16 protein-coding genes, 1 tRNA gene, 1 pseudogene, 1 CRISPR repeat array and 1 riboswitch are annotated in these 23,723 nt (G+C 41.6%); of the genes and pseudogenes, 10 read left to right on the top strand and 8 right to left on the bottom strand.

Annotated elements, in window-relative coordinates:
* Positions 1-164 precede the first annotated feature (164 nt).
* The 3 genes and pseudogenes from cas1b to ABR335_RS03535 all read left to right on the top strand — a co-directional run bounded on the left by cas1b (position 165) and on the right by ABR335_RS03535 (position 5,785).
* A complete protein-coding gene (gene cas1b, locus ABR335_RS03525; RefSeq protein WP_013860395.1) occupies positions 165-1,166 on the top strand; it encodes a type I-B CRISPR-associated endonuclease Cas1b in 1,002 nt (333 codons plus the stop codon).
* Complete coding sequence (gene cas2 / locus ABR335_RS03530; protein WP_017554269.1) at positions 1,166-1,459, top strand: CRISPR-associated endonuclease Cas2; 294 nt, start codon at positions 1,166-1,168, stop codon at positions 1,457-1,459. The genes cas1b and cas2 overlap by 1 nt, the downstream gene beginning before the upstream one ends.
* A gap of 180 nt (positions 1,460-1,639) precedes the next feature.
* Positions 1,640-4,173: direct repeats of the CRISPR family, unit length 30 nt; unit sequence GTTGAACTTTAACATTGGATGTATTTAAAT.
* Between the two features lie 118 nt (positions 4,174-4,291).
* Positions 4,292-5,785 (top strand): annotated as a pseudogene (locus ABR335_RS03535) (IS5 family transposase).
* A 403-nt stretch (positions 5,786-6,188) separates the two neighbouring features.
* Here the strand turns inward: ABR335_RS03535 and ABR335_RS03540 are convergent.
* The 3 genes from ABR335_RS03540 to ABR335_RS03550 all read right to left on the bottom strand — a co-directional run bounded on the left by ABR335_RS03540 (position 6,189) and on the right by ABR335_RS03550 (position 10,302).
* Positions 6,189-7,526, bottom strand: a complete 1,338-nt coding sequence (locus ABR335_RS03540) for an IS1380 family transposase (RefSeq protein ID WP_110133754.1) — start codon at positions 7,524-7,526, stop codon at positions 6,189-6,191.
* A gap of 964 nt (positions 7,527-8,490) precedes the next feature.
* Complete coding sequence (locus ABR335_RS03545) at positions 8,491-8,910, bottom strand: helix-turn-helix domain-containing protein (RefSeq protein WP_035183676.1); 420 nt, start codon at positions 8,908-8,910, stop codon at positions 8,491-8,493.
* A 768-nt stretch (positions 8,911-9,678) separates the two neighbouring features.
* Complete coding sequence (locus ABR335_RS03550) at positions 9,679-10,302, bottom strand: histidine phosphatase family protein (protein ID WP_251460488.1); 624 nt, start codon at positions 10,300-10,302, stop codon at positions 9,679-9,681.
* A 346-nt stretch (positions 10,303-10,648) separates the two neighbouring features.
* Positions 10,649-10,796: riboswitch (cyclic di-AMP (ydaO/yuaA leader) on the top strand.
* Positions 10,797-10,998: 202 nt separating this feature from the next.
* On the opposite strand from ABR335_RS03550, the gene ABR335_RS03555 reads away from it, so the two are divergent.
* The 3 genes from ABR335_RS03555 to ABR335_RS03565 all read left to right on the top strand — a co-directional run bounded on the left by ABR335_RS03555 (position 10,999) and on the right by ABR335_RS03565 (position 15,381).
* Positions 10,999-12,300, top strand: coding sequence for a cation:dicarboxylate symporter family transporter (locus ABR335_RS03555; protein ID WP_026684953.1), 1,302 nt, complete (start codon positions 10,999-11,001; stop codon positions 12,298-12,300).
* Positions 12,301-12,676: 376 nt separating this feature from the next.
* Positions 12,677-13,822, top strand: coding sequence for a metallophosphoesterase (locus ABR335_RS03560; protein WP_026684954.1), 1,146 nt, complete (start codon positions 12,677-12,679; stop codon positions 13,820-13,822).
* Positions 13,823-14,466: 644 nt separating this feature from the next.
* On the top strand, positions 14,467-15,381 hold the full coding sequence (locus tag ABR335_RS03565) for a DUF1002 domain-containing protein (RefSeq protein ID WP_017551458.1): 915 nt from the start codon (positions 14,467-14,469) through the stop codon (positions 15,379-15,381).
* Between the two features lie 22 nt (positions 15,382-15,403).
* On the opposite strand, the gene ABR335_RS03570 is transcribed toward ABR335_RS03565, so the two are convergent.
* From ABR335_RS03570 to ABR335_RS03580, 3 genes are read right to left on the bottom strand one after another with little or no spacing between them, the layout of a single operon-like run.
* Complete coding sequence (locus ABR335_RS03570; RefSeq protein ID WP_235430807.1) at positions 15,404-16,273, bottom strand: hypothetical protein; 870 nt, start codon at positions 16,271-16,273, stop codon at positions 15,404-15,406.
* A 27-nt stretch (positions 16,274-16,300) separates the two neighbouring features.
* Positions 16,301-16,723 (bottom strand): DUF6114 domain-containing protein, encoded by a 423-nt coding sequence (locus ABR335_RS03575; protein ID WP_017551460.1) that lies wholly within the window; start codon positions 16,721-16,723, stop codon positions 16,301-16,303.
* Positions 16,724-16,747: 24 nt separating this feature from the next.
* A complete protein-coding gene (locus tag ABR335_RS03580; RefSeq protein WP_014097216.1) occupies positions 16,748-17,356 on the bottom strand; it encodes a DUF6230 family protein in 609 nt (202 codons plus the stop codon).
* A gap of 286 nt (positions 17,357-17,642) precedes the next feature.
* Here ABR335_RS03580 and ABR335_RS03585 point away from each other — a divergent pair, with 286 nt between their 5' ends.
* Positions 17,643-19,178 (top strand): response regulator transcription factor, encoded by a 1,536-nt coding sequence (locus ABR335_RS03585; protein ID WP_110134170.1) that lies wholly within the window; start codon positions 17,643-17,645, stop codon positions 19,176-19,178.
* An 888-nt stretch (positions 19,179-20,066) separates the two neighbouring features.
* Here ABR335_RS03585 and ABR335_RS03590 read toward each other — a convergent pair.
* Positions 20,067-20,139: transfer RNA gene (locus ABR335_RS03590), tRNA-Arg, on the bottom strand.
* Positions 20,140-20,730: 591 nt separating this feature from the next.
* On the opposite strand from ABR335_RS03590, the gene ABR335_RS03595 reads away from it, so the two are divergent.
* Entirely contained in the window at positions 20,731-21,420 is a 690-nt protein-coding gene (locus tag ABR335_RS03595) for an N-acetylmuramoyl-L-alanine amidase (RefSeq protein ID WP_017551462.1), read from the top strand.
* A 452-nt stretch (positions 21,421-21,872) separates the two neighbouring features.
* On the opposite strand, the gene ABR335_RS03600 is transcribed toward ABR335_RS03595, so the two are convergent.
* The gene (locus ABR335_RS03600) at positions 21,873-22,436 is read right to left on the bottom strand and encodes a beta-class carbonic anhydrase (RefSeq protein ID WP_014097220.1); all 564 of its coding nucleotides are present in this window, start codon (positions 22,434-22,436) and stop codon (positions 21,873-21,875) included.
* A gap of 159 nt (positions 22,437-22,595) precedes the next feature.
* Between ABR335_RS03600 and ABR335_RS03605 the strand changes: the two genes are divergently transcribed.
* Together ABR335_RS03605 and ABR335_RS03610 are read left to right on the top strand one after the other, a co-directional pair.
* Positions 22,596-23,237 carry a class I SAM-dependent DNA methyltransferase gene (locus tag ABR335_RS03605; RefSeq protein ID WP_014097221.1) on the top strand — a complete coding sequence of 214 codons (642 nt, stop codon included), beginning with the start codon at positions 22,596-22,598 and terminating at the stop codon, positions 23,235-23,237.
* A 5-nt stretch (positions 23,238-23,242) separates the two neighbouring features.
* Entirely contained in the window at positions 23,243-23,713 is a 471-nt protein-coding gene (locus ABR335_RS03610) for an S-ribosylhomocysteine lyase (RefSeq protein WP_014097222.1), read from the top strand.
* Positions 23,714-23,723 lie beyond the last annotated feature (10 nt).

Consider the following 23,723-nt stretch of genomic DNA (forward strand, 5'->3'; position numbering starts at 1 on the left):
GTGGGCATTTACAGCTATTTTTAGGAAGCGAAGGAAATCTTTCTTTCAAAATCTGTTTCCTTCAGTGTATAGAAGAGAGTCAATTATTCTGCTATTTGAAACGAATGACGGACAAGTTAAAATCTGATTTGTAAGCAAATCTGCTTTAAGGAGACGAGGGGGAAATGAGAAAATCTACAAAATATTTACTTAGCATGGGAGAGCTTAAAAAGAAAGATAACTCACTTGTTTTTAAAAATGAACGGGGCCATACCTATATTCCTATTGAAAGTGTAAGAGAAATCTATTGTTTAAATGAAATATCTTTGAATAGCAAACTATTTCATTTTTTATCTAACGCTGGTGTCATTGTTCATTTTTTTAATTATTATCAACAGTATGCCGGCACTTTTTATCCGAAAGAGCAGCTCGTAAGTGGGAAATTAACAGTAATGCAGGCAAAGTTATTTGAGACGAAAAGATTGGATGTTGCTAAGTCAATTGTAAACGGGATAGCGAAAAATATCCATTATGTTTTGTATCATTATTATAAGCATGGAAAAACGGATTTGAAGCCTTACCTTGATTGGCTTAAAAAAGAAGTACCAAAGCTACTAAAAAAAGAAATTTCAATCAAACAAATATTATTTATTGAAGGAGAAATTTGGCGGAATTTTTATGGTACTTTTCACCTGTTTTTACCTGAAAGTTTTGTAATGAATAAGCGTGTACGAAGGCCTCCGGATAATCCGATAAATGCCTTAATTTCTTTTGGAAATACTATTTTATATAGTAAAACATTGTCACAGATATACCGTACGCATTTAAACCAAACCATCAGTTATTTGCATGAACCTGGGGAGAGCAGATTTTCTTTGTCACTTGATTTATGTGAGGTGTTTAAGCCAATTATTGTTTTTAAAACAATTTTTGAAACTGTAAATAACCGGAAGTTACAGGTCGGGAAGCATTTTGACAAAGATTTGAACTATGCGTTATTAAATGAAGCCGGAAGAAAAGTGTTTATTGAAGCATTGGAAGAAAGGTTATCGAGTGTAATTCTTCATCCGCGCCTTAAAAGAAAAGTAACATTAGAGACAGCAATACGGTTGGATGCCTATAAATTAATTAAATATATTTTGGAGGATCAACCCTTTATCCCTTTTAATGCAAAGGAGATGGTATAGTGGGGGCAAAAAAGTCGCTTAATTTTAACTATGTATTTTTATTTTATGATATAAACGAAAGAAGAGTACAAAAGGTTTTTAAAATTTGTAAAAAATATTTATATCATCATCAAAAATCTGTTTTTCGCGGTGCTATTACACCATCACAGCTAATTTCTCTTAAAAAAGAGCTTAATAAAGTAATTCATAAAGATGAAGACTTCATTTCTATTGTTAAGTTTTTAAGTGAGTTCTACTTTGATGAAGAAACAATCGGCAAAAACCCGGGAGATGGAGAATCGATATTTTTATGACTCACTTTTTCCCAACCGAATAAATACGGCACAACTGGCGATCACTTGGTATAAAAGGCTTCTGAGGGAATTTGGATGGACATATCAAAAAAACGATAACGGTTGGGAAAAAACAAACAATCCACTTGTACCAAAGTCTCTAGCTGAGGTATACTTGCAGTAAGTGTTGAAAATACTGGGGTTGAACTTTAACATTGGATGTATTTAAATACTCATCAACTTTTTGATTATATTGAGCTATTTTCTGTTGAACTTTAACATTGGATGTATTTAAATATGATACTGCAACTCAAGATGAAGAAGATATGTACGTTGAACTTTAACATTGGATGTATTTAAATACAGTTAGAGGTGCAAACAATGTATTGAAAGAAATGTTGAACTTTAACATTGGATGTATTTAAATATGGACAACAAAAACATGCGGTACTTTTCGATAGCGTTGAACTTTAACATTGGATGTATTTAAATATTCTGTAGTTTTTATGTGTATATAAGTAAAGGTTAGTTGAACTTTAACATTGGATGTATTTAAATAGCTGTTAAATTATGATGCCCATATAGATTATATCGTTGAACTTTAACATTGGATGTATTTAAATAAGCCAAGCATATAGTTAGATAAACCTGAAATCAGCGTTGAACTTTAACATTGGATGTATTTAAATAAAGGTGGCATCTAATGAACGGTACAAGGACGAGTTGTTGAACTTTAACATTGGATGTATTTAAATAAAGATGAAAATGAAGAAACATCATCAAAAGATGAAAGTTGAACTTTAACATTGGATGTATTTAAATAGCGTTATACATTAATAAAAAATCAAAATTTGGAGAGTTGAACTTTAACATTGGATGTATTTAAATTTATATGCACTTATCTCATTAAGTTGATTGCTTGTCGTTGAACTTTAACATTGGATGTATTTAAATAGCTAAAACCGCAGACGGATCTAAGATTAAAGTCGGTTGAACTTTAACATTGGATGTATTTAAATTACACCGCGGCACCTCCGGCGGCAAGTATAAGCCCGGTTGAACTTTAACATTGGATGTATTTAAATTGATACAGATTTACACGGGCTTTGTGGGTAGTGGTGTTGAACTTTAACATTGGATGTATTTAAATTTGCACAATGGCGGATTATTGTCGCCCTTACGGCACGTTGAACTTTAACATTGGATGTATTTAAATAGAATACAAACAGATTATAAAACGGTCGGAACGTGGGTTGAACTTTAACATTGGATGTATTTAAATATGTGATAGGTTTGGAGATTGAACCATTTTTTAAAAGTTGAACTTTAACATTGGATGTATTTAAATATAGCGTAAAGTCTAATGTTTCTAGCGTTTGGAACGTTGAACTTTAACATTGGATGTATTTAAATCGTTAGAAGTTAAAATAAATAGTGATAAAAACGGTAGTTGAACTTTAACATTGGATGTATTTAAATTTATGTAATCCTTCCATTTTTGCTAAGTGCCCAATCATAGTTGAACTTTAACATTGGATGTATTTAAATACTTAACACCGGTAAAATAAAAAAGAGCAGGTCACGTGTTGAACTTTAACATTGGATGTATTTAAATCGGTGTCAAATTTCATGTTGGAAATTAGTTCAAAAGTTGAACTTTAACATTGGATGTATTTAAATAAAGACAACGAGACTCGTGACCATACCAACCCTTAGGTTGAACTTTAACATTGGATGTATTTAAATTGCAATAAGAATGATCCGCTGTTACCCGCCTGGGGTTGAACTTTAACATTGGATGTATTTAAATTTCGCCACATTGGAGAATGTCCTCAATCCATACCGTGTTGAACTTTAACATTGGATGTATTTAAATGTGATAAGATTCTTCAAACGGGTCAAACAACGCGAAGTTGAACTTTAACATTGGATGTATTTAAATGTTTTGAAATATTTCTTTCGAGGCATTCCATCGCCGTTGAACTTTAACATTGGATGTATTTAAATTGCAATCTCTGCATTTTCTGCATTTCCTGCATTTTGGTTGAACTTTAACATTGGATGTATTTAAATTAAATATAAACGCGTTTTTTCTGTGTCAGATTAAGAGTTGAACTTTAACATTGGATGTATTTAAATCCGAATCCCGTCCCTGGCGTAGTTACTTTAATTAGCGTTGAACTTTAACATTGGATGTATTTAAATAGGTAATGAAAGTTTTATCAGTGTAGAAAGTGGAATGTTGAACTTTAACATTGGATGTATTTAAATAGGTGGATTAGGGGGTTACCCTAACCCATACGGTGAACGTTGAACTTTAACATTGGATGTATTTAAATGGTATTCCGCAAGCGTCTCTGCGCCCCGCGTGGCGGTTGAACTTTAACATTGGATGTATTTAAATTAGTCTGGTTTAAACCAAAGTAGTTCAGCGATTCCTGTTGAACTTTAACATTGGATGTATTTAAATATATATATTTAACACTATCCATCAGTTTCCACTTCCAAGTTGAACTTTAACATTGGATGTATTTAAATTCTGCTGCGCCGGTCGTTTATCTAAACGGCAATCGTTGAACTTTAACATTGGATGTATTTAAATGAAGATGGAAACAGTAATATTAATGAAACAATTCATGTTGAACTTTAACCTTGGATGTATTTAAATCGCAGACTGGCAACGCTATATTGCAGATCCCAAAGTGGTTGAACTTTAACCTTGGATGTATTTAAGGCTTGCTGAATAAACAAAAATTCCAGATTTAGCAAGGATTTTGGCTACTTTTGTCGAATATAAAATGTAAGGATTTTATAGGAAACGTGTAAAAAACCTTGCACTTGGAGGCCGTTACGATGTACAAAAAGACCGAACATCAATTAACTTTTGTAGAAGATTTTTTTCTACCATTCGGTGGAAAATTAAATAAAGAAAATCGCTGGGTCCGTCTTGCTGAATTAATCCCTTGGTGGAAGGCTGAAGAAAAGTATGCCAAGTCCTTCAAGAAAAAATTCAAAGGCGAAAAGGCTTATTCTGTCAGAGTTGCTCTTGGGGCTCTCTATATCAAAGAACGGCTTGGGCTATCTGACCGGGAAACAGTCGAACAGATCACGGAAAACCCGTATCTTCAGTATTTTATCGGGTTGCCTGAATTCCAGGAAAAAGCCCCATTCGATCATTCTCTGATGACTCGTTTTAGAAAACGTTTGGGTGCAAACATCATCAATGAACTGAATGAATGGATTGTTCTGGAAGAACAAGAACGCCAATCGGAAGAAGCATCTAAGGAAAATGACAACGATGATGATCACCATGATGATGACGATCATAGTAGTGGTGATCATCAACCTTCCGGTCCTGCTTCGGAAGAGAATTCAACTGGATCGGCTTCTCCTAAAACGAAGAACAAAGGAAAGCTCATTCTGGACGCAACCTGTGCACCGGCTGATATTGCTTACCCTATAGACCTTGGACTGTTGAACGAAGCTCGTGAGAAGTTAGAACATGTCATTGATGTGCTACATGAACCACACAAAGGAAAGTTACAAAATCCACGGACCTACAGAAAAAGGGGCCTGTAAGGACTATCTTTATGTCGCTAAGCAACGCAAAGCTGGTGCCCGGAAAATCCGGAAAGCTGTCGGCAAACAACTTGGATATATGAAACGGAATCTGGAGATCACTGGAAATCTCATTACCCAAAACTCTCTGTCTCTTTTGAGTAAAGATGAATACCGACAACTCCTCGTGATTCATGGGGGAACTTTACCGCCAACAGGCAGAAATGTACAAAAAGAAAACACATCGGATTGACCACAGGATTGTGGGCATTTCCCAGCCGCATGTCCGTCCAATTGTGCGTGGCAAGGCAAAAGCGAACGTGGAATTCGGTTCAAAAGTCGCCATCAGTTGTAGGTGTCTATGCTTTGATTGAGCAACTCGACTGGGAAAATGACAATGAAGGGATCACCCTTAGAGAATCTATTGAGAACGACTACAACCGGTTCGGCGGATTTTATCCAGAAGCGATTTTAGCAGATAAAATCTACCGAAACCGTGACAACCTAGCATACTGTAAATCTCTTGGCATTCGTCTGAGTGGGCCTAGGTTAGGACGTCCATCCAAAACGGAAGACAAAACCTTAGAACGCGTGGCAAGGCAGGATGCCTCTGAATGTAATGCCATTGAAGGAAAGCGCAAGTATGGGCTAAGACTTATTTGAGCACACCCTCAGGATACCAGCGAAGCAGTAGTAACTCCAATTCTTATCATGAAGAGCGCGGAAGCTCAGGGTTCTTTTTTTAAAATTTTTATACACACTTTTTTGTATTTTAATAACCGAATTTGAACTTGAAGCTGACTGAATCTTATTTAAATGGCTCTGCCTGATCCATCACCGGGTGATAGCATGTGTTGAATTTTAACATAGGATGTATTTAAATGTCCACGCCCCTATGCAGGGAGCAACATGTATGAACAATAACATAGAATGTATTGGTGTTGTAGAAAATGAATTTAACCTGAATCCGTGACGAAAATCTAACAAACATCGGTAATAGGTAGTTTTCCCAAGTGTGGATTTCTAGATGTAACTGATTATTCATAAAATATATTTTTGTAACTTTGGTAGGTAAATTTTTTCCTATTTCATTTATTTTAGGCACGAAAAATAAACCTGCAAATTTCCATTTTTTTTGCAAGTTTTCTGGTTTGTTTCGGCTTTTCTTCTTATCGCTTATTACCCTGGTTGTCTAGTAAAAGGCATCGTATAAGCGAGCAAAAGTCGGCAACCATTTGTTGGTCGCCGTCACTTTTAATTTCCATTGCCGACCTTGGTAAACAAGCTTTGAAGCCAGTGTAATCATATTCTGGATGACAGTTCGGATTCTTCTTCGTGTTGCTTTCTTTTTCAATGGTGCATCTTGTTTTTTCAAACTTTCTTGTCCGATCAAACGAAGTAAATTATACGCAAATACACCAAAATGGAGCACAAGGCCATTTGTTTCATATTTGCCCGATGGCAACCGTTCCAGATCCAGTTCTGATTTAATTTCACTGTGAAACTGTTCGCATGTGCCATGGTCATGATAGAGAGAGATCACCACATGAGGCGGCACTTCAAGATCTGTCCAGTAGGTTTCAAATTCATATTCGGGAATCAAAAAAATCTGGCCGTCTCTTGAGATGGTTCTTTCGATCACTTTAAAGACTTTTCGGATGGTTCGTATCTGGTCTTTTAATTGAATGGTTTCGGGGATGGATCCAAGGTAAACCTTCTTTCCTTCCCGTTCTTCACAGCAGATCCCATATTTTTGGGCAATATGAAGCCAGTCTTCTGCTTTTTCCTTACGAGGATTGCGTTTGATAACAAAGCTTGCATGTTCTTCCAAGAAAATGATGAGATTATCCCGGCTGTCATTTCCGGAATCAAGCCTGAAAAGCAATGGCTGATCCGTTAATCTCCTGGCAGATTGGATGGTTTCCTTGATAAAATTCGGCGTACCTTTTTGGCAGTGGTCATTTCCCTTTCGCATCTCAACATGCAGGCAGTAGCCTTCCTGCCCAATGTAACCGAACATAGGTGCATAACCGTCGCAGCCTTTATAGGTTCTTTCCACTCCTTCTTTTTTTGTTTTGGAGTTATCAAAAGGGGAGACATCCAGATCAACCGGGATATACGGCTTGTCTTTGGAGTAAACTGGGCTAATTTCCGCATTTGTATTGCGGATCAGATTCAGCGATTCTTCATGCAAGATCGCTTTCCATTTTTCCGTCAAGGCAGCATGGTCCAATCGCTGCCTTAAAGTCGGGCTGGAAGGAACCCTTTGGATATCCAAAGCCAGTGCAAAAAAGGCATCTTCGCGGAAGGTTTCAATATTGTCATAATCACTTTTTCCTTGGCAAAGCAGGCCAATATAGGATTTGGCTACATCAGCATTGGAACAGACGGGATTTCTGGAAATATCAGGGAGTCGATAGGCATTTAACCTGGAAGCTAAATTCGTTAGATTTAGTAAATTCCCTACTATCGCTAAACCGCTTTGGGCAACAATTCGTTCTTTCGTGGCTTCTATCACTAACTTTTTCATTAGATCACCTGAATGTGGAATGAGTTAAATTTAATGGATATGCTTATTATACTAGATTTCATGCGAATGGGTTAACGTTAAGTGAAAATTTCGTCACGGATTCAGGTTTAAGTTTTAAAAATCCAGCCTGAGTATCCATTACATGGAGAACTACTTTTTGCGGCAGACAACAAACTGGCAATATTTTGTTTATTTTTTATAGGATAGTTTTACGGAGACATATTAATTACTAAAATTTGAAACACCGAAATCTAGAGTCGCTGGTACTAGTGAATTGTTTATTTTTTTCCCAACCTTTATTGGTTTATGGAATTAAGTACATAAATCAGGTTAAAGGTCTTAAATGTCAAGTTCTTTTCTAATTTGTCGTATTTATACGCTTGGGAAAATTGACCGTGATAGCGAGACAAGTCATTTATGATCATGCTGGTTTCTGAGAAAAACCAAGAAGTATCGTAATTCGTAAAGCTGGAAAGTATCGGAACAAGAGGAAAACCCCTTACCATATCCGAAATTTCCGATGAATTTAGTAATCCCCGATTAGAACATGCTCAACGAATCAGATTTTAACTTGTAACCGATTTGTCAACAAGTGCTGTCTCGATATTATAGAAGAAATGCTTGAGTGCTGTCTTCTCTACAAGTTGAATTAGCTTTAGCGTGCAAATTTTTCCCTGCATTTTTGATGAAACCTTTACATTAAAGTTGGCCAAGCTGACCGAATCCTTGTCAAGCCTCTACCCTTGTTTATTAGTAAGTCCCAAGTAAGATTTGCTGAGCAAACCTTACTTGGCTTGTATTCGATTCATTCAACAAAATCCAAACAGAAGAAAGCACCCATAAAACTGATTAATTTCGATTTCGCCGCACTTCCAAACAACTTTCGGTCTAAAATCCCCCTTGTTTTTTCGTTCCTGGAATTCTTTCAGAGTCCTGGGCTTTTTCGTATTCAGCCGCCCCCCGATTATGTATTTCTGTCATCCTCGTCGTCCAGTTCCCTGATCAAATTCCAAGTCTGATAAATCCGGTTTGCCATTTTCTCAGGATCTTTCAGCATCATTTGGTATAAATCCGGCTCATGGCTCAACGTTTCAAGCAGTTTCTTTTCCGGATTACTGACCGCTTCATTTGTCTTCAGACCGGCATGGTTGGTAAGGCCCAAAAGATAATCAATTGAAACTTTTAACACTTGCGAAATACGGTATAACACCTTAATAGAAGGAAAACTGTATCCAGTTTCGTAGTTCGAAATGTTCCGGTCGCTTACCCCGACTTTTTTCGCAAGTTCAGGCTGGCTGTAGCCTTGAGCTGTCCGCACTTTTTTCAATCGGGCTGCGAATATTTCTTTAACGTTTTCCATGTTTTCATTCCCGTGATCGGCCATTGCTACTGCTCCTTAAAAAAAATCAAAAAAGATGGTTGACTTCCAAAATAATTGTGTATAATATAAGTGTATAGAAATTATTTTGTTGAAGAGCATCTGTACAAAAAGTTGACAAAGAGCCGGAGACACAAAGAAAATAGATGCTTCAGCAAAAAATACCCCCCTATTTTCTCATGATTCTTACTTACTGTTCCCAAATTCAAAGTAAGAGTAATATGGTCTCCAGGCTCTTTTTTTACAGTCTCCCTTCCAGTTTAGCATGAAAACGATGCTGATTTAACCCCTTTTTAAATTGTAAACGCTTTCATTAAAATGACGGGTCTATTTATCCACCCTTCCATAACACCGTTAACGATTCTAGTCCCATACTGGCACGCAAAAGGGTTGCTGAACGAATTCCATTCTGGCTTTGCCTCAATATATAAAAGAATGCCTCTATCGGAAAGAGGAATGCTAACTTCTCTATACGTTGAACTGACTTATGCGGGCAAAGATAAGTCCGGACAAGCGGTCAGTCTCTTTACCAAGTCCACAGTTCGCAACCCCTCAAGCAGGCAGGACAGTTCCATGCCTTTATAAAATCGACATTCCCTGTTTTCCTTTACATGACGTCCATGTCCACCAACCTTATCCCAGGTTTAGAGGAAATCAATTATAAAAAAGCATTGTAGCTTACGTTCAAAATGCCCCAGCCCCAATATAGCCTCTGCCCATGCGGTTCCATTGTTCAACCGGCATGGGCAGGGTTCTACAGCATAGGTGCAACTCTCAACTTTTTATGGAAGATAAGTGCGTATTAAGATTAATGGCCAGAAATCCGGCGTTTTCCGGGATCTCTTTATAAATCGTAATTCCAGTATTGTCTTGTGGGATCATCCGGTAATTTTTAAACGGGACTTCAAGGGTTCCGGCGACGAAAAAGCGGATTGCCATGCTGTGGGCAACAACAAGAACGGTTTCTTCCGGATGTTTCTCCACCAGCTCATCGATACAGGCACGGACACGGTTATAGACCTGGACGGCCGTTTCCCCCGTATAACCCGCATGTGTCGCACCCGGATCTTTTAGCCAGGCCTCCCAATTATCCGCATATTTTACGGTAAAATCTTCCTGGCGTTCTCCTTCCCAGGCACCGAAGTCCGTTTCGACAAGACGTGGATCTTGATGGATTTTCAAATTCCGCCCCTTAACAAGTATTTCCGCCGTATGGACAGCACGGCCCAATGTGGATGCATAAACAACATCAAAAGGAATGTCCTTTAAAACGCCTGCCGCCAGTTCCGCCTGCCGCACGCCCGTCTGCGACAAACCGATATCGCTTCTACCGCAATATCTGTTCCGGTCGGCGTTCCATTCTGTCTGGCCATGGCGCACAAAATAAAAAAGTGTCATAATGTACCTCTTTTCACAAAGTATCAACTGGCTCTATTTTAACAAATTGAGGAGTGGAATGCTATTTCCGGTCAATAAGACTCCTTTCATAATCCATGAGAAGAACACTCTCTAGATGTTCATTTAGCTGTGTACATTTCGGTAATAGAGTGCCTGCCCTTTTTTTCACTCATTCGCCTCTTCCAGTAAAGTTTTACCCATACCGAATTGTCGGATATGCAACGCGATCGCGCCCGAGCCCTCCCTATAAAAAATTTATTTGCTATATTATATTAAAATATTATATAATGGCAAAGGACGCTAAAACATTGAAGAAGGATGAGTTGTTTTTTTATTTTTTAAAAACTTCATATCATCGCTCAATTACATGTTTATGTAAACGGGGGAACCAACAGGTGTTCTATGCACCAGGGGTGAAACCTTTCATTGAAAGGTAGGGAAACTCTTTATTCCCTAATCCGTCAGCTAACCTCGTAAGCGTCTGGAGAGAACTGTGTGTGTTTTTTGGACACGCCTTTTAAGCAAAAATGCTGCGAAGGAATTTCTCTCTTTCGTGGTTTTTTTAATCCACAAATTTGGTTTTCGGGGTAAAGCCGGAAACTGGCAGGACTTGCGATTTGAGTTTTACAAACAATCCGGTATGCAGCTTGCGTACTGCGCTTTTTGAAAAATATTGGCATCTGGGAGGGAAACTTCATGAAAAGAGTGAGCTTAGCCTGGCAGATTTTTATCGGCCTGATACTAGGTATTGCGATTGGCGGCATTTTCCACGGCAATGACACCGTGGCCCATATTCTCCAGCCGTTTGGCGACTTCTTTTTGCGCTTGATTAAAATGATTGTGATTCCGATTGTCGTTTCAAGCTTGATTGTCGGTGTTGCCGGCGCAGGCGATATGAAACAGGTTGGAAAGCTTGGCCTGAAAGCATTGATTTATTTTGAAATTGTCACGACCATCGCGATTGTAGTAGGACTGCTGGCCGGAAACTTGTTTCATCCGGGGACAGGGGTGGATATGGGCTCATTGGCAAAAACATCGATCAGCAGCTATGTGGAAACAACAAAAGAGACGCAACACAATGGCATAGTCGATACGATTTTAAGTATCGTGCCGACGAACTTGTTTGAATCCCTTTCACAAGGGAATATGCTTCCAATCATTTTCTTCTCTGTCATGTTCGGGATTGGGGTGGCAGCCATCGGGGAAAAAGGAAAACCGGTGCTCCGCTTTTTCCAGGGTGTCAGTGAAGCAATGTTTTATGTCACTAATTTGGTCATGAAAGTGGCTCCAATTGGTGTATTCGGCCTGATTGGTGTAACCGTTACACAATTCGGCCTCAAGTCATTGATTCCGCTAAGCAAACTTGTTTTCACGGTTTACGGCACGATTATTTTCTTTGTGGTTGTCGTGCTTGGCCTGATTGCCTGGCTTTTCCGTGTAAATATTTTCAATCTCTTCAAAATCCTGAAAGACGAATTGATCCTTGCTTATTCCACTGCAAGCTCGGAAGCGGTGCTGCCAAGGCTCATGGAGAAAATGGAAAAATTCGGTTGCCCGAAATCGATCACTACACTGGTGATTCCGACCGGGTACTCATTCAACCTGGACGGCTCGACCTTGTACCAGTCGCTGGCGGCGCTGTTTATTGCGCAAATGTACGGGATTCACATGTCCATCGGTGCGCAAATTTCGCTGGTGCTTGTGCTGATGGTTACGTCAAAAGGCATCGCCGGTGTTCCAGGAGTTTCATTCGTTGTGCTTTTAGCGACGCTGGGGACGGTCGGGATTCCGCTTGAAGGCTTAGCATTTATTGCCGGCATTGACCGTATTCTGGATATGGCAAGAACAGCCTGCAATGTCGTTGGCAATACGCTTGCAACCATTATTGTGTCAAAATGGGAAGGAAAATATGATAAAGAAAAAGCAGAAGCGTACCTTGCCGAAATCAGCGGCGGCGGGCACGATTCCAAAGATCACAAATATGTAACGGAATCTTAAGATGAGCGATGAAGTTAAAAAAGGTGCACTGCCGGAATAGAGGCAGCGCGCCTTTTTTGTTTGCGAGTAAAGAACGTCGGTAGTTTTTTACATTTCCATCAAATTATGCTAGCTCTGTTGCCTACTGGAGTCATCATGCAAATTGGCGCTCGGACTCGGTGTGAAAACTTCATCCATATAAGTTGAACTCCTTCTTGATGTGTCGCCAGAAGCAATGTTTACCCTGATCGGCTTTGATTTTGGAGCGATACAGATTTTTGTCGGGAAAAATTGTGCCTCTCTTTCCAAGGATTGTTACCGGTCGGACTGAAATAATGAGCGCCCTAGGGCACAAACTATTCACAGCAGCATGTATTGATTTTTTGGAGGGATAAAGATGGACAAAAAAATGCTACTGTGGGTAGCGGTACTGTCCCTCGCTCTTTTTCCCCGGACGGAACATGCGGATGCGGCTTTTTGGTTTCAATCGAAACGGGCCACTGTCGACTTGCGTTTGCTGGAGACATCGGATTTGCACGGCTATATGCTGAATTATGATTATGCCGCTCGCACTGAGGCGGAGACTTATGGCCTTGCTCTTACGGCTTCACTCATTGCAGCGGAGAGGAAGACGGCAAAAAATACGATGCTGTTTGATGATGGGGACTTACTTGAAGGGAACGAAATGGCTGCTTATGTTGCCCGTCGACCGTTAAAAAAGGGGGAAATTCATCCGTTTATCCGCGTGATGAATCATTTAAATTACGACGCAGCGACCGTGGGCAATCATGATTTTCATTACGGACTTGATTTTTTGAAACAGACGATCAATGGAGCAAAGTTTCCGTTTGTAAATGCCAATATATACTATAATTTCGAAAAAAATGATACAGATGACCAAAATTTTTTCAAACCCTATGTGATTCTGGATAAAAAAGTGGAAGACCGGAGCGGGCACCATCATCATCTGAAAATCGGGGTCATCGGATTTGTTACGCCTTCAGTCATTGAATGGGAAAAACCGAGCCTTGGCGGCAAAGTCAAAGCAAAGGACATCCTGCATACGGCTGCCTGGTTTGTCCCGCGAATGAAGGCGGAAGGAGCCGACCTGATCATCGCGCTTGCCCATTGTGGTGTGGATCCGGCTGCGAAACAACCGTTTTATACAGGCGATGCCGTTTATTTATTAAGCGAGGTAAAAGGGATCGATGCTATTCTGTTTGGGCATCAGCATCGGGTGTTCCCAAGCGAATTTTTTGCCGGCGTCCCCGGCGTCGATATCCGGAAAGGGACAATCAATGGCGTGCCAGCAGTAATGCCCGGCAAGTGGGGGAGTCATCTCGGCGTGATCAGTCTCACTTTGGAAAAAAAGGGAGAGAAGTGGGAGATGACGCAGGCACAATCGGAGGCGAAACCGGTATATGCCATCCACAATCAACAGGCAAAATCCATCGTTAGACCGGATCCGGACATTGTTCGGATGACCGCCGAGCTGCAAAAAAACGTGCTGGGGTCCAAGTTTACTTTATATAGTCGAAACTAATTTGCCCATGCCGCCTTTGTTGCGGCATGGGCATTGAAGTGAAGGAAGAGGACGGCGGGGCATATCTTAACGTAGAGGTTTTCTATGTTAAGGAAGAACGTGAAAGTCTGCATCTATCTTAAAGTAGATGCGTTTTAAGTGAAGGAAGGGCATGAAAAATTGCGTCTATCTTCACATAGGGGCGCTCTATGTTAAGGAAGCTGGAGAAAAATCATGTCTATCTTCACATAGAGGCGCTCTAAGTAAAGGAAGCACGTGAAAATCAACGTCTATCTTAAAGTAGATGCGTTCTAAGTGAAGGAAGGGCATGAAAAATTGTGTCTATCTTAACGTTGGGACGTTCTATGTTAAGGAAGCTGGAGAAAAATCGTGTCTATCTTAACATAGGCGTTCTAAGTGAAGGAATCCCGTAAATTTAGCCGCCTATCTTAACATAGGGACGCTCTAAATAAACTTTCCGTACATGGTTAAAATTGTTGCACCTCCCCCACACTAGGCCCTGGTTTTCTCATCATATTTTTAGGGAAAACGGAAGGTGCAATCGTGTATAATAGAAATGATGCATCATGATGAGCAGGTTTGTAGGCTTTTGAAATGGCAGCGCGGCAAGCCCGCAACATTTCAAAAAGGGAGGGAAAAAAAGAATGCTAAAAAGATTGGGATGGATCTGGTTCATCGCTATGATTGCGCTTGGGTTCACCATGAACGGTGTGGCAAAAGCGTCCGGCGATAACAGTACAGTGATCGATGAAAAATACGGGAAACCGATCGTTGCGACAGGCGCGGCTCTTTCTGCCTCGCAAAAAGCAGAGGTGGAAAAGGAACTTGGCGTGGACGATGCAAACAATGTCGAAGAGATTACCGTAACCGGCGATGATCTTGTCCATTACATCCCTGATGGCAACCGCAATTCGAACATGTATTCATCCGCAAAAATTACAAGAACGGACTCCGGCGGTATCCAGGTGAATATTGTAACACCGGAAAATATTACAGAAGTAACGGCGGATATGTATAAAAATGCGCTGCTCACTGCCGGAATTAAAAATGCGGAAGTAGAAGTGGCTTCCCCGCTCAAAGTAACCGGACATTCAGCGCTTGTCGGTATTTATAAAGCTTACGACAATTCGGATAAATCCGGGGATAAACTTAATTCAGACCGGACGGAAGTGGCCAGCCAGGAACTGAGTGTCGCGACGGATCTGGCGAAAAAGGAAGGGTTAAGCAATGATCAAGTGACCCAGCTTCTTACGGAAATTAAGCAGGAAATTGCAAACCAGCATCCGGCAACAAAAGAAGATATTGAAAAAATCGTCGATGATAAATTGAAGGATTTAAACATCAATTTGAGCGATTCCGACCGCCAGCTGCTGTATGATTTATTCGACCAGATGCGTAAGCTCAACATCAATTTTGGTTCGGTCAAAAGCGAATTGAGTTCCTTGTCCGACAAACTGAGCGATAAGATCAACAAAGCGGCCGGAGACAAAGATTTTTGGCAAAGCGTAAAAGACTTTTTCCAAAACATCTTTGACGCGATCCGGGGATTATTCCAATAATGGGAAAGAAGGCAGTGCGCCCCTAATTTTCGGCGCTGCTGCCTTCTTTTTGTTGAACATTTTGATCTGTGCTGCTCTGATCCTGAGCAGTCTTTGTAGTGGTGCGATTCTTTTCCGTTTCCTGACCGGAAGCAGGTTCTGTGCCAGTGTTGTCCAATTTTGTATCATCTGTGTTTTCTGATTCCTTATTTTTATTTTGATCCGTAACCTTGCCATCCGTTTTCGCATCGTTATGTTTTTCTGTATCCTGTTTTTCTGTTTTCGCTTTATCCTGCGTGCCATCCTTCGCTTTATCAGCCGTATCAGACTTGTCGTTTTTTTCTTCTTTGTTTTTTTCAGGAGTGCCGCCCTGCAGCAGTTGTGTCAGCTGATCAGCCTGCTTTCGCAATGTTTCCTCATCTGAACCGGAAGTGTCAATATCGGCTGCGCCGGTTTCCATCGATAGGTTAAGACCCGGCAGATCGGCATTGTCAGCAAGCTGTTGATGGGCAACAAGGCGGACGTTTTTCATGCCGATCTGTCTGGCTTTTTCCGGAACGTAAATGCCGCCAAAGTTCACCTTTGTGGCATCGACCCGCATATTTTTCAATTGAATCGGGCCGGGGGCATTCATATGGATCGTCACCGGTCCCTCAGGCGTTTGCAGCACTTTTGTGATTTTCAGGCCGTAAATGGTGACATCCGCATACTGCAGGCGGAGCATGACCTGATTTTGTTTTGTCGCTGTATCGCCTGCTGTAATCCCGGGCGGAAGCATCGCGCCTTCCACGCGGTCTGCTTCAATGATGAAGCCGTCTGTTACGGGGGATTCAGCCACTGAAATGTTTGTAAAAAAGCAAAAATTAAATGCAATAAATGCGGCTGTCAATAGGAAAGATTTTGTTTTCTTCACTTGCCTCACCATTTCTGTGTATAGTCTTTATCTTTCTTCTGCACTCCCTGCGGCAATTTCTTCCATCGGGCCCACACCAGCCGGCACTTCCTCCTGCCTGATTACCCGCCATGAAACAGATAAAGACCCGCCGATTATACCGAGCAGGGTTCCAATGAAAAATCCGCCCATCGCCCCCATGATGGAAAGGACAGACAGAAAAATGGCCAAAATGCCGAACACCATATTAAATTTTGGGAAAAAATAACCCATTCCGCCGATCAGAAAAATCAAGCCACCGAAAATGAGGCCGATCGACACCATGCTTCCGGGCGCGGCTGCAATTTCAAGAAGTTGGACCGGCACATATAAAATGATCATCCCGGAGAGCAACGTAAACGTTGCCCCCCAGAATGGCCGGCTTCTTCTCCAGTTTCTAAATTTCATGCGGAACATATGGAACTTGCCCATTATGATCACTCCTTGAAGAAAAGCCTATTTTTTGACAAACTGCACTTTTAGGTTCGGAAGATTTGCGACTTTTTGGAATAGGTAATGTGTATCCAGGCTGCCGTTTTTGATTGTTAAAGTATCTGCCCCTTGTGTAAAAGCCTTTGAAGCAGCTTGAGGGTCATCGGCAGTGACATAATTTTCCGAAATATTCATATTGGTGAAGACTGCATCCCCCTGGACAAGCGCAGCTTTTTGAATCAGCCCATTAAGGTGTACAGGTGTGTTTCCGTCGCCCGCCGTAATTTTCACCTGGTAATCGCCAAGAACCGGAATCTTAACATCTTTTGAAATAACCAAGTCCTGGATCGTCACTTTATCAATTTCATTGACAAAGACCGGTTTGACATGGTCCTCCCCTTTGGATGGATCCCCGTATAAACTCCCGTATAATTTAAACCCGGTACCTTGCATTTGTTTGAATGAAACATTGAATTTGCCAATGCCGCCGACAGTTGCTGCAACGGCAACCCCGTTAATGCCGAGTACAGCTAAAAGTCCCCCCAAAAAAATAAGGCCTGAAAGCAGAGCGGTAAAAAACCATTTTTTTGAAGTTCTCCCTTGTCCTTGTAAGACTAATGCCCCTTCGTTCATGTAACAATCCTCCCCTTTAAAACTTGATCATTTAAAAAAGATGGTACGCTAAAATATTTAGGTGAAAAATCCCCTCCTTTCCAAATGATATCGCTTACATTTTTCTTTATTTTATTCATTTTGGACAAAAAAATATATTCCTATTATTGTAGGGAATTCAATGGCTTATGGCCTACAAATATCGTGTCGGAAAGCCGGTATGTTTTTTTGCGCGCCAACCAGGCATGATTATGATAATATTATAGGAAAAAAGACCGGTAAGGGGTTAGACAAAGGAGGGAGAAAGGTGTCGCTGTCGTTAAATGCGCATATGGACATGGTCATGAAACATGGAGTGGACCTTTTGCGCTCGCACCAGCAGCAAATTATTGCGGAATGTACGGGAATTTTGCAGTATTTGGGAGAAACACATAAAGGCAGTGCGGATGCTTTTGAATTCGCTTTCAATTGTTTTGTCGCCTTTTTCCGTTCCGGCCAGCAATCGGTTGAGACGCTGATTGACGATATCCGGTCGCAATGGGTGAAGGAATTCCACCGCCCGCCGGAACCGCATGTTCTCATCTTTATTTTAACACTGATTGAAAACTCTGTTCATAAAGCCATAAAAGAAAGCACGACCCGGTCTTTTCATTTGCATCCTTCCGTCCAGTACCTGTTTTCGAAAATCTGCGAAGAAATGCTGCTCATTTCCAAACAGGAAACTTTTCAAATGGATTCATTTTGTGAGCAGCTAACCAAATCCGAGCAGCTCAGAATCGAGTGGATTGCAAGGGTCAGCCATGTGGATGGGGGGTACCGGCTGAAGAAAGTGATCGGGATGGAGGAGAACGCGATTGACAGCGGGCTGTTTGAACGGACGGATCCTTCATGGTTTTGGCTGTCGGAAGCGCTGCTGAAGCGGACGCCGCGCCGGAAACCGGATGAAAGGCGGGATGTGTTTCCGGTTCCGTGGAAAAACGAGACGTTGATTTTTTGTATGAGCGACCAGGATGTTTCGGCCACAATCCCGTTTTTAACCTATGCGATGCATTTGTTGCAGATGGAGGAGGAACGAAACGGAAAAGTATATGCGGGCGACCAGTGGAAAGATGCAGTCATTTTATTTAACGAATGGATTATGCGCTCCCAGGATTTAAATGAAGCGATCCAAAACATCGCTTTTGGTTACGCACAATATTTGCCGTTTGAGCGCTGTGCCCTGTTCCGTTATTCGCAGAGCGATGCCGCGGGATTCGGCCTGTTCGGCTACCATTTTAACAATACGGCAATCCGGAATATAAAGGAGACGATCGACCGTTTCCCTTCCATTTCCAAAATATTGCTGGGGAAGGGGCAGCAGGTAAATATGGTACAGCATTTCCAGCCGCTGTATATCCCAAAAGCGTCAGAAGAGTTTCCGATGCAGTATGTGAAGGAGTTTGAGCTGGAATCGGTCGTGGTTGCCCCGATTTATGTGCCGTCAGAAGGGGTGTTAATTGGCGGTGCCATTTTGGACCAGGGGCCGGGGAAGTTTTTTGAAGTGGACAGCAGCACATTTACGGCGCTGTTGAAATTCGGTCAGAGCGCAGGTGAACTGCTGGCCAAGTTTTTAAAAGCGAACCAGTGGGACGAAAAGCAGCCGGAACTCGTCCAGCTGTCCGCCCGGGAAATCCATATTTTGCAGCTCTTGGCGGACGGGGCCTCGACGACGGAAGCAGCGGAAATGCTGCATTTGAGCGAGTATACGGTCCGGGATTATGTCTCAAGCCTGATGAAGCGGCTTCACGCTAGAAACCGGACGGAAGCCGCTGTAAAAGCAATGCGGCTTGGGCTGATTCATTGAACTCGCCATTTTCCTCCGTTATGCACTTTTTTTAAAAGGCGAAGTCATGAGGGCTTGCTGAACGAATCCGATTTTGAGTTTGTACCCAATTTGTCAGCAAGCCCTGTCTCAAAGTATAGAAGAATCCATTTGCGAAAATGTGTAATTTTGTCTTCTTAATACGTTGAGTCGGTTTTCGAGTGCTAGCTTTTCCCTGGAGTTGTTGTAAAAATTTTTGCCAAAGCGGTCAGCATCCATGCCAAATTTGGGGATTTTGCTTATACAGCAAATCCTACGTAGGTAAAAAATTGTGTGTAAAATGATCGAAGTCCGGGTAAAATACTTTTACATCCTAGAGTCTGCTGCAAAGTTCAAAGCCCCCGAATTTACGGGGGCTGTAAATTTGACAAAATAAAAGTCTCCCAAAAAAATGGGAGATCTAGACAAAATAAATCAATTTTCTTATAATTTGTTATGCAGGCGTAAAAAGGTTTTCGATTAAGTGTTTAAGTTTAACAACAAAAAATACCCCCCTATTTTTGTTAAATCTTTTTTAGAAGAACGCCTGCAAGAGCAGGTTTCGGCCTGCTCTTTTTTCTACACAATACAGCTGGCTCTCTTCACACAATTTCTCTTCGAAATGTTTATCACGGCGCTGAATCCGGATCATGCTTAGCTCAGTCGGCGGGAATTTTAGTGAAAATGGGCTGATTCTCTGACAAATAAGAAGGAAACGGAAATAATGGGATTTTTTAAAGATTTTTTCGCCGAAAGAATTCTCCCACACCCACAAATGTTAAGGCACTCACTTTTGCAGAAACAAAATAATTTTGCACGGATTTTGCACAGAAGAAATGCAAAACGCCCGCAACCCCTTATTATTAAAGGCTTGCGGGCGCTTCTGTTTAGCGGCCCCGAGAGGACTCGAACCTCCGACGCACGGTTTAGGAAACCGACGCTCTATCCACTGAGCTACGGAGCCGTAAATTGCTAATATCCGTTCGATGTCACCTTAAATATTATAGTGAATCTGTCGTTTTGTGTCAATACCCCTGTAGACCGCTCTCTAGATGTTTATCTCAAAGTGTACATTTAGATGATGGAGTGCCTTCCCATTTTTTTCACTCGCCTGATCCTTCGAGTAAAATATTTTACACATACGCTTTTCCGAAAAAACATGGTTCTTCCCGCTTCAACTGCCAAAACACTTAAAGAAACAATTCTATTTCCCAATATCCAAATTCTTCCTTAAAACGCTTACGGACCAAAACAGGCGGACAACCTGTCACAAATGGCACATGCTTTACATACGATAGGATAGAGATTTGGTTCTCTGCGTGAGAAAAAGGGCCGGGTTCTTCGTTTTCCTTGCAAAGATTGACCTGTATTTGCAATCTGCCCCTGTCGCCTCAACTTGCCGGATGCCCGGTAAAATTTTGCCGGCCGCTTGCCATTCCGGCTGCCGGCAAAAAGGATGGTTTCCATTTGTGCAAAAAAACATGACAGGAAAGTAACCATTTAACTTTAAAAAAGATATGTGGAAATTGAGCATGATTGAAAAGGGGTGAAGTATTTGTTTAAACTGTTTCTTGATCCGGGACATGGTGGAAAAGACCCGGGCGCTGAGGGAAACGGGCTGGAAGAAAAAGACATCACTTTGGAGATTGCCAAACAGATTCAGGACATTTTAACAAACCATTACCAAAATGTTTCAGTAAAAATGTCGCGGACGACGGACAAATTTGTTTCTTTGGAAGAGCGGACGGATGCCGCCAACAGCTGGGGCGCCACTTTTTTTCTTTCCATTCATATCAATTCAGGAAATGGAACGGGTTTTGAAAGCTATATTTATCCAAAATCAGGCTCTGCTACGGCAACCTACCAGAAAACCATCCACCAGGAAGTGGTGAAGCTGAATGATTTAAAAGACAGGGGCAGAAAAACGGCCGATTTTCATGTGCTCAGGGAATCGATCATGCCTGCGCTCCTTACCGAAAACGGCTTTATTGACACAGCAAGTGATGCGAAAAAAATGAAGAAAAACAGCTGGATTGAAGAAGTGGCACAGGGGCATGTCAATGGGCTGGCAAAAGCTTTCGAGCTCAAAAAGAAAAGCGGTGCAACGTATCATAAAGTCGTTAAGGGGGATACCGTTTACGCTTTAAGCAAAGAATACGGTTCGACCATCAAAGAAATAAAGAAATGGAATAATCTGGATGATGATTATACCATCCGTGTGGGGGAAAGATTACGGGTAAAGTAGCCGTACAAGCGGCCTTTACCCGTTTTTTGTCTGAAACACCTTCCTCCTGTTTCCCTAATCTCCCCGTCTTTCAGCAGCTTATATACCCTATTATATAAAATGAACGAAACGTGGGTTACACCGTTTCCGCTGCAAACCGTCATCATCAGCAAACCAAACTGATCCTTGGTCTTCATGTAAAAACTTACGCTCATTTTATTAGCCTAACGCCATTTTAAAATTCCCTTAAATTTCTGCTCACAAAAAAACCGGCACACAGGCCGGCTTAAAAAGGGGATAAAACAGTGGGTATTTGTCCAGCATGCTTACTGCTCTGCTGTCCTCGCTACATGATTAATTGTAAACCGGTTACCCTAAAAAACAATGAAAGCAACATCATCATTTCATGAAGTTTCGATTAAAAAATGAAGAAAACCCCGTCAAGGTCTCCGCCATGGATTTGGCGCCCGGGATTAATTTTCGTAGCCGTTTACGATCAGATCAAGTTTCCCGGTTTCCGGGTCAATGACAAGCCCATGGACCGGCACTTTTTTGTCCATCAGCGGGTGGTTTTTAATGATGCCGACACTCTTTTTCACGCTGCTTTCGACCTTGTCGAAACCGCTCAGCCATTCGTCGAGGTCAATCCCCGCATGAACGAGTGTTTCAATCGCATTTTCGTCAACCCCGCGTTTTTTCATATTTTCGAGCACGGTTTCGCCTTTTAACCCGGTCATGCCACAGTCATAGTGGCCGATCACAAACACTTCATCCGCCTTCAGCTGATAAATGGCAACAAGCAAGCTTCGCATCGTGCTGTCGAACGGGCTCGTTAAAATGGCGCCTGCATTTTTTACGATTTTCGCGTCTCCGTTTTGAATATTCATTGCTTTATGTAACAATTCAATGATCCTTGTGTCCATACATGTGAAAATCACCATCCGTTTGTCGGGGAATTTGGAAGTCAGGTAAGGCTCATACGCTTTTTTCTCCACAAATTCCTGGTTAAATGCAAGTACTTCATCTAACAATGTCATCACATCTCACTCCTTTAAGCATATTTTAAAATACAATGGCAGGAAATAAAAGTATACACGTTAAAAATGGGAATAAATCCTTCACATTTTTGTTTGCGAAAAAACAAGGGGCGTGTTACATTTAATTCAGAGTTATTTTATGGGAAATGGGGGATTTGATTGGGAAGGGAGTTTGACGCGCTGTTTGATGAATGGTCCCGCTCCTATGATCAAACCGTTACCGGTAATGATGCCGAATACGAAGAAGTATTCTATCAATACGATAAAATTTTGGATGCCGTCAGAGACCGGGCAACCGGTTTTGTTGTTGAATTCGGCCCGGGAACAGGCAATTTGACGGGCAAGCTTTTGGAGAAAGGGCTGAAAATAATCGGGATAGAACCTTCTGCCAATATGCGAAAAATCGCTCAAAAAAAGCATCCGGATGTTAAAATAATAGACGGGGATTTTTTGAATTTTCATGTGCAGGAAAAGGCGGATACATTTGCCAGCACGTATGCGTTCCACCATTTAACAGACGAAGAAAAAAGGGCTGCCATATCCCTTTTCCACACCCGGTTAAAGGCGGGCGGCAAAATCGTGTTCGCCGATACGGTTTTTGAGACGGAAGAAGCAAAACAGGAGATGATCAAGGAAGCCAAAGCAAGGGGATTCTGCCGGCTTGCGGAAGATCTTGAAACGGAATATTACACCACCATTCCCGCTTTATCTTCCATCTTTGAGGAAAATGGTTTTGATGTCTCTTTCCGGAAGATGAACCGGTTTGTGTGGCTAATGGATGCAAAAATGAAAGGAGCATGATCATCATGACAGAGATGAAAAAAATGAACGTAGAAAGCTTTAATTTGGACCATACAAAAGTCAAAGCGCCATATGTTCGCCTTGCAGGAGTAAAAGAAGGGATTCACGGCGATGTGATCCGCAAATACGATATCCGTTTCTGCCAGCCGAACAAGGAACATATGGATATGCCGGGGCTCCACTCGCTCGAGCATATGATGGCGGAATTCGCCCGCAATTACACGGATAAAATTGTCGACATCAGCCCAATGGGTTGCCAGACCGGTTTTTATTTTTCCGTTATCAATTTGGATGATGATGGCGAGGTGCTTGACATCATTGAAAAAACGTTAAACGATGTATTGCATGCCACAGAAGTACCGGCCTGCAATGAAACACAGTGCGGCTGGGCGGCAAGCCATTCTTTGGAAGGCGCAAAGGAAATTGCCCGGAAAATGCTGGCAAAACGCGATGAGTGGACGCAAGTATTTGCCTGATAACAGGAGA

The organism is Heyndrickxia faecalis (genome assembly GCF_040267745.1).
GTDB lineage: Bacteria > Bacillota > Bacilli > Bacillales > Bacillaceae_C > Weizmannia > Weizmannia faecalis.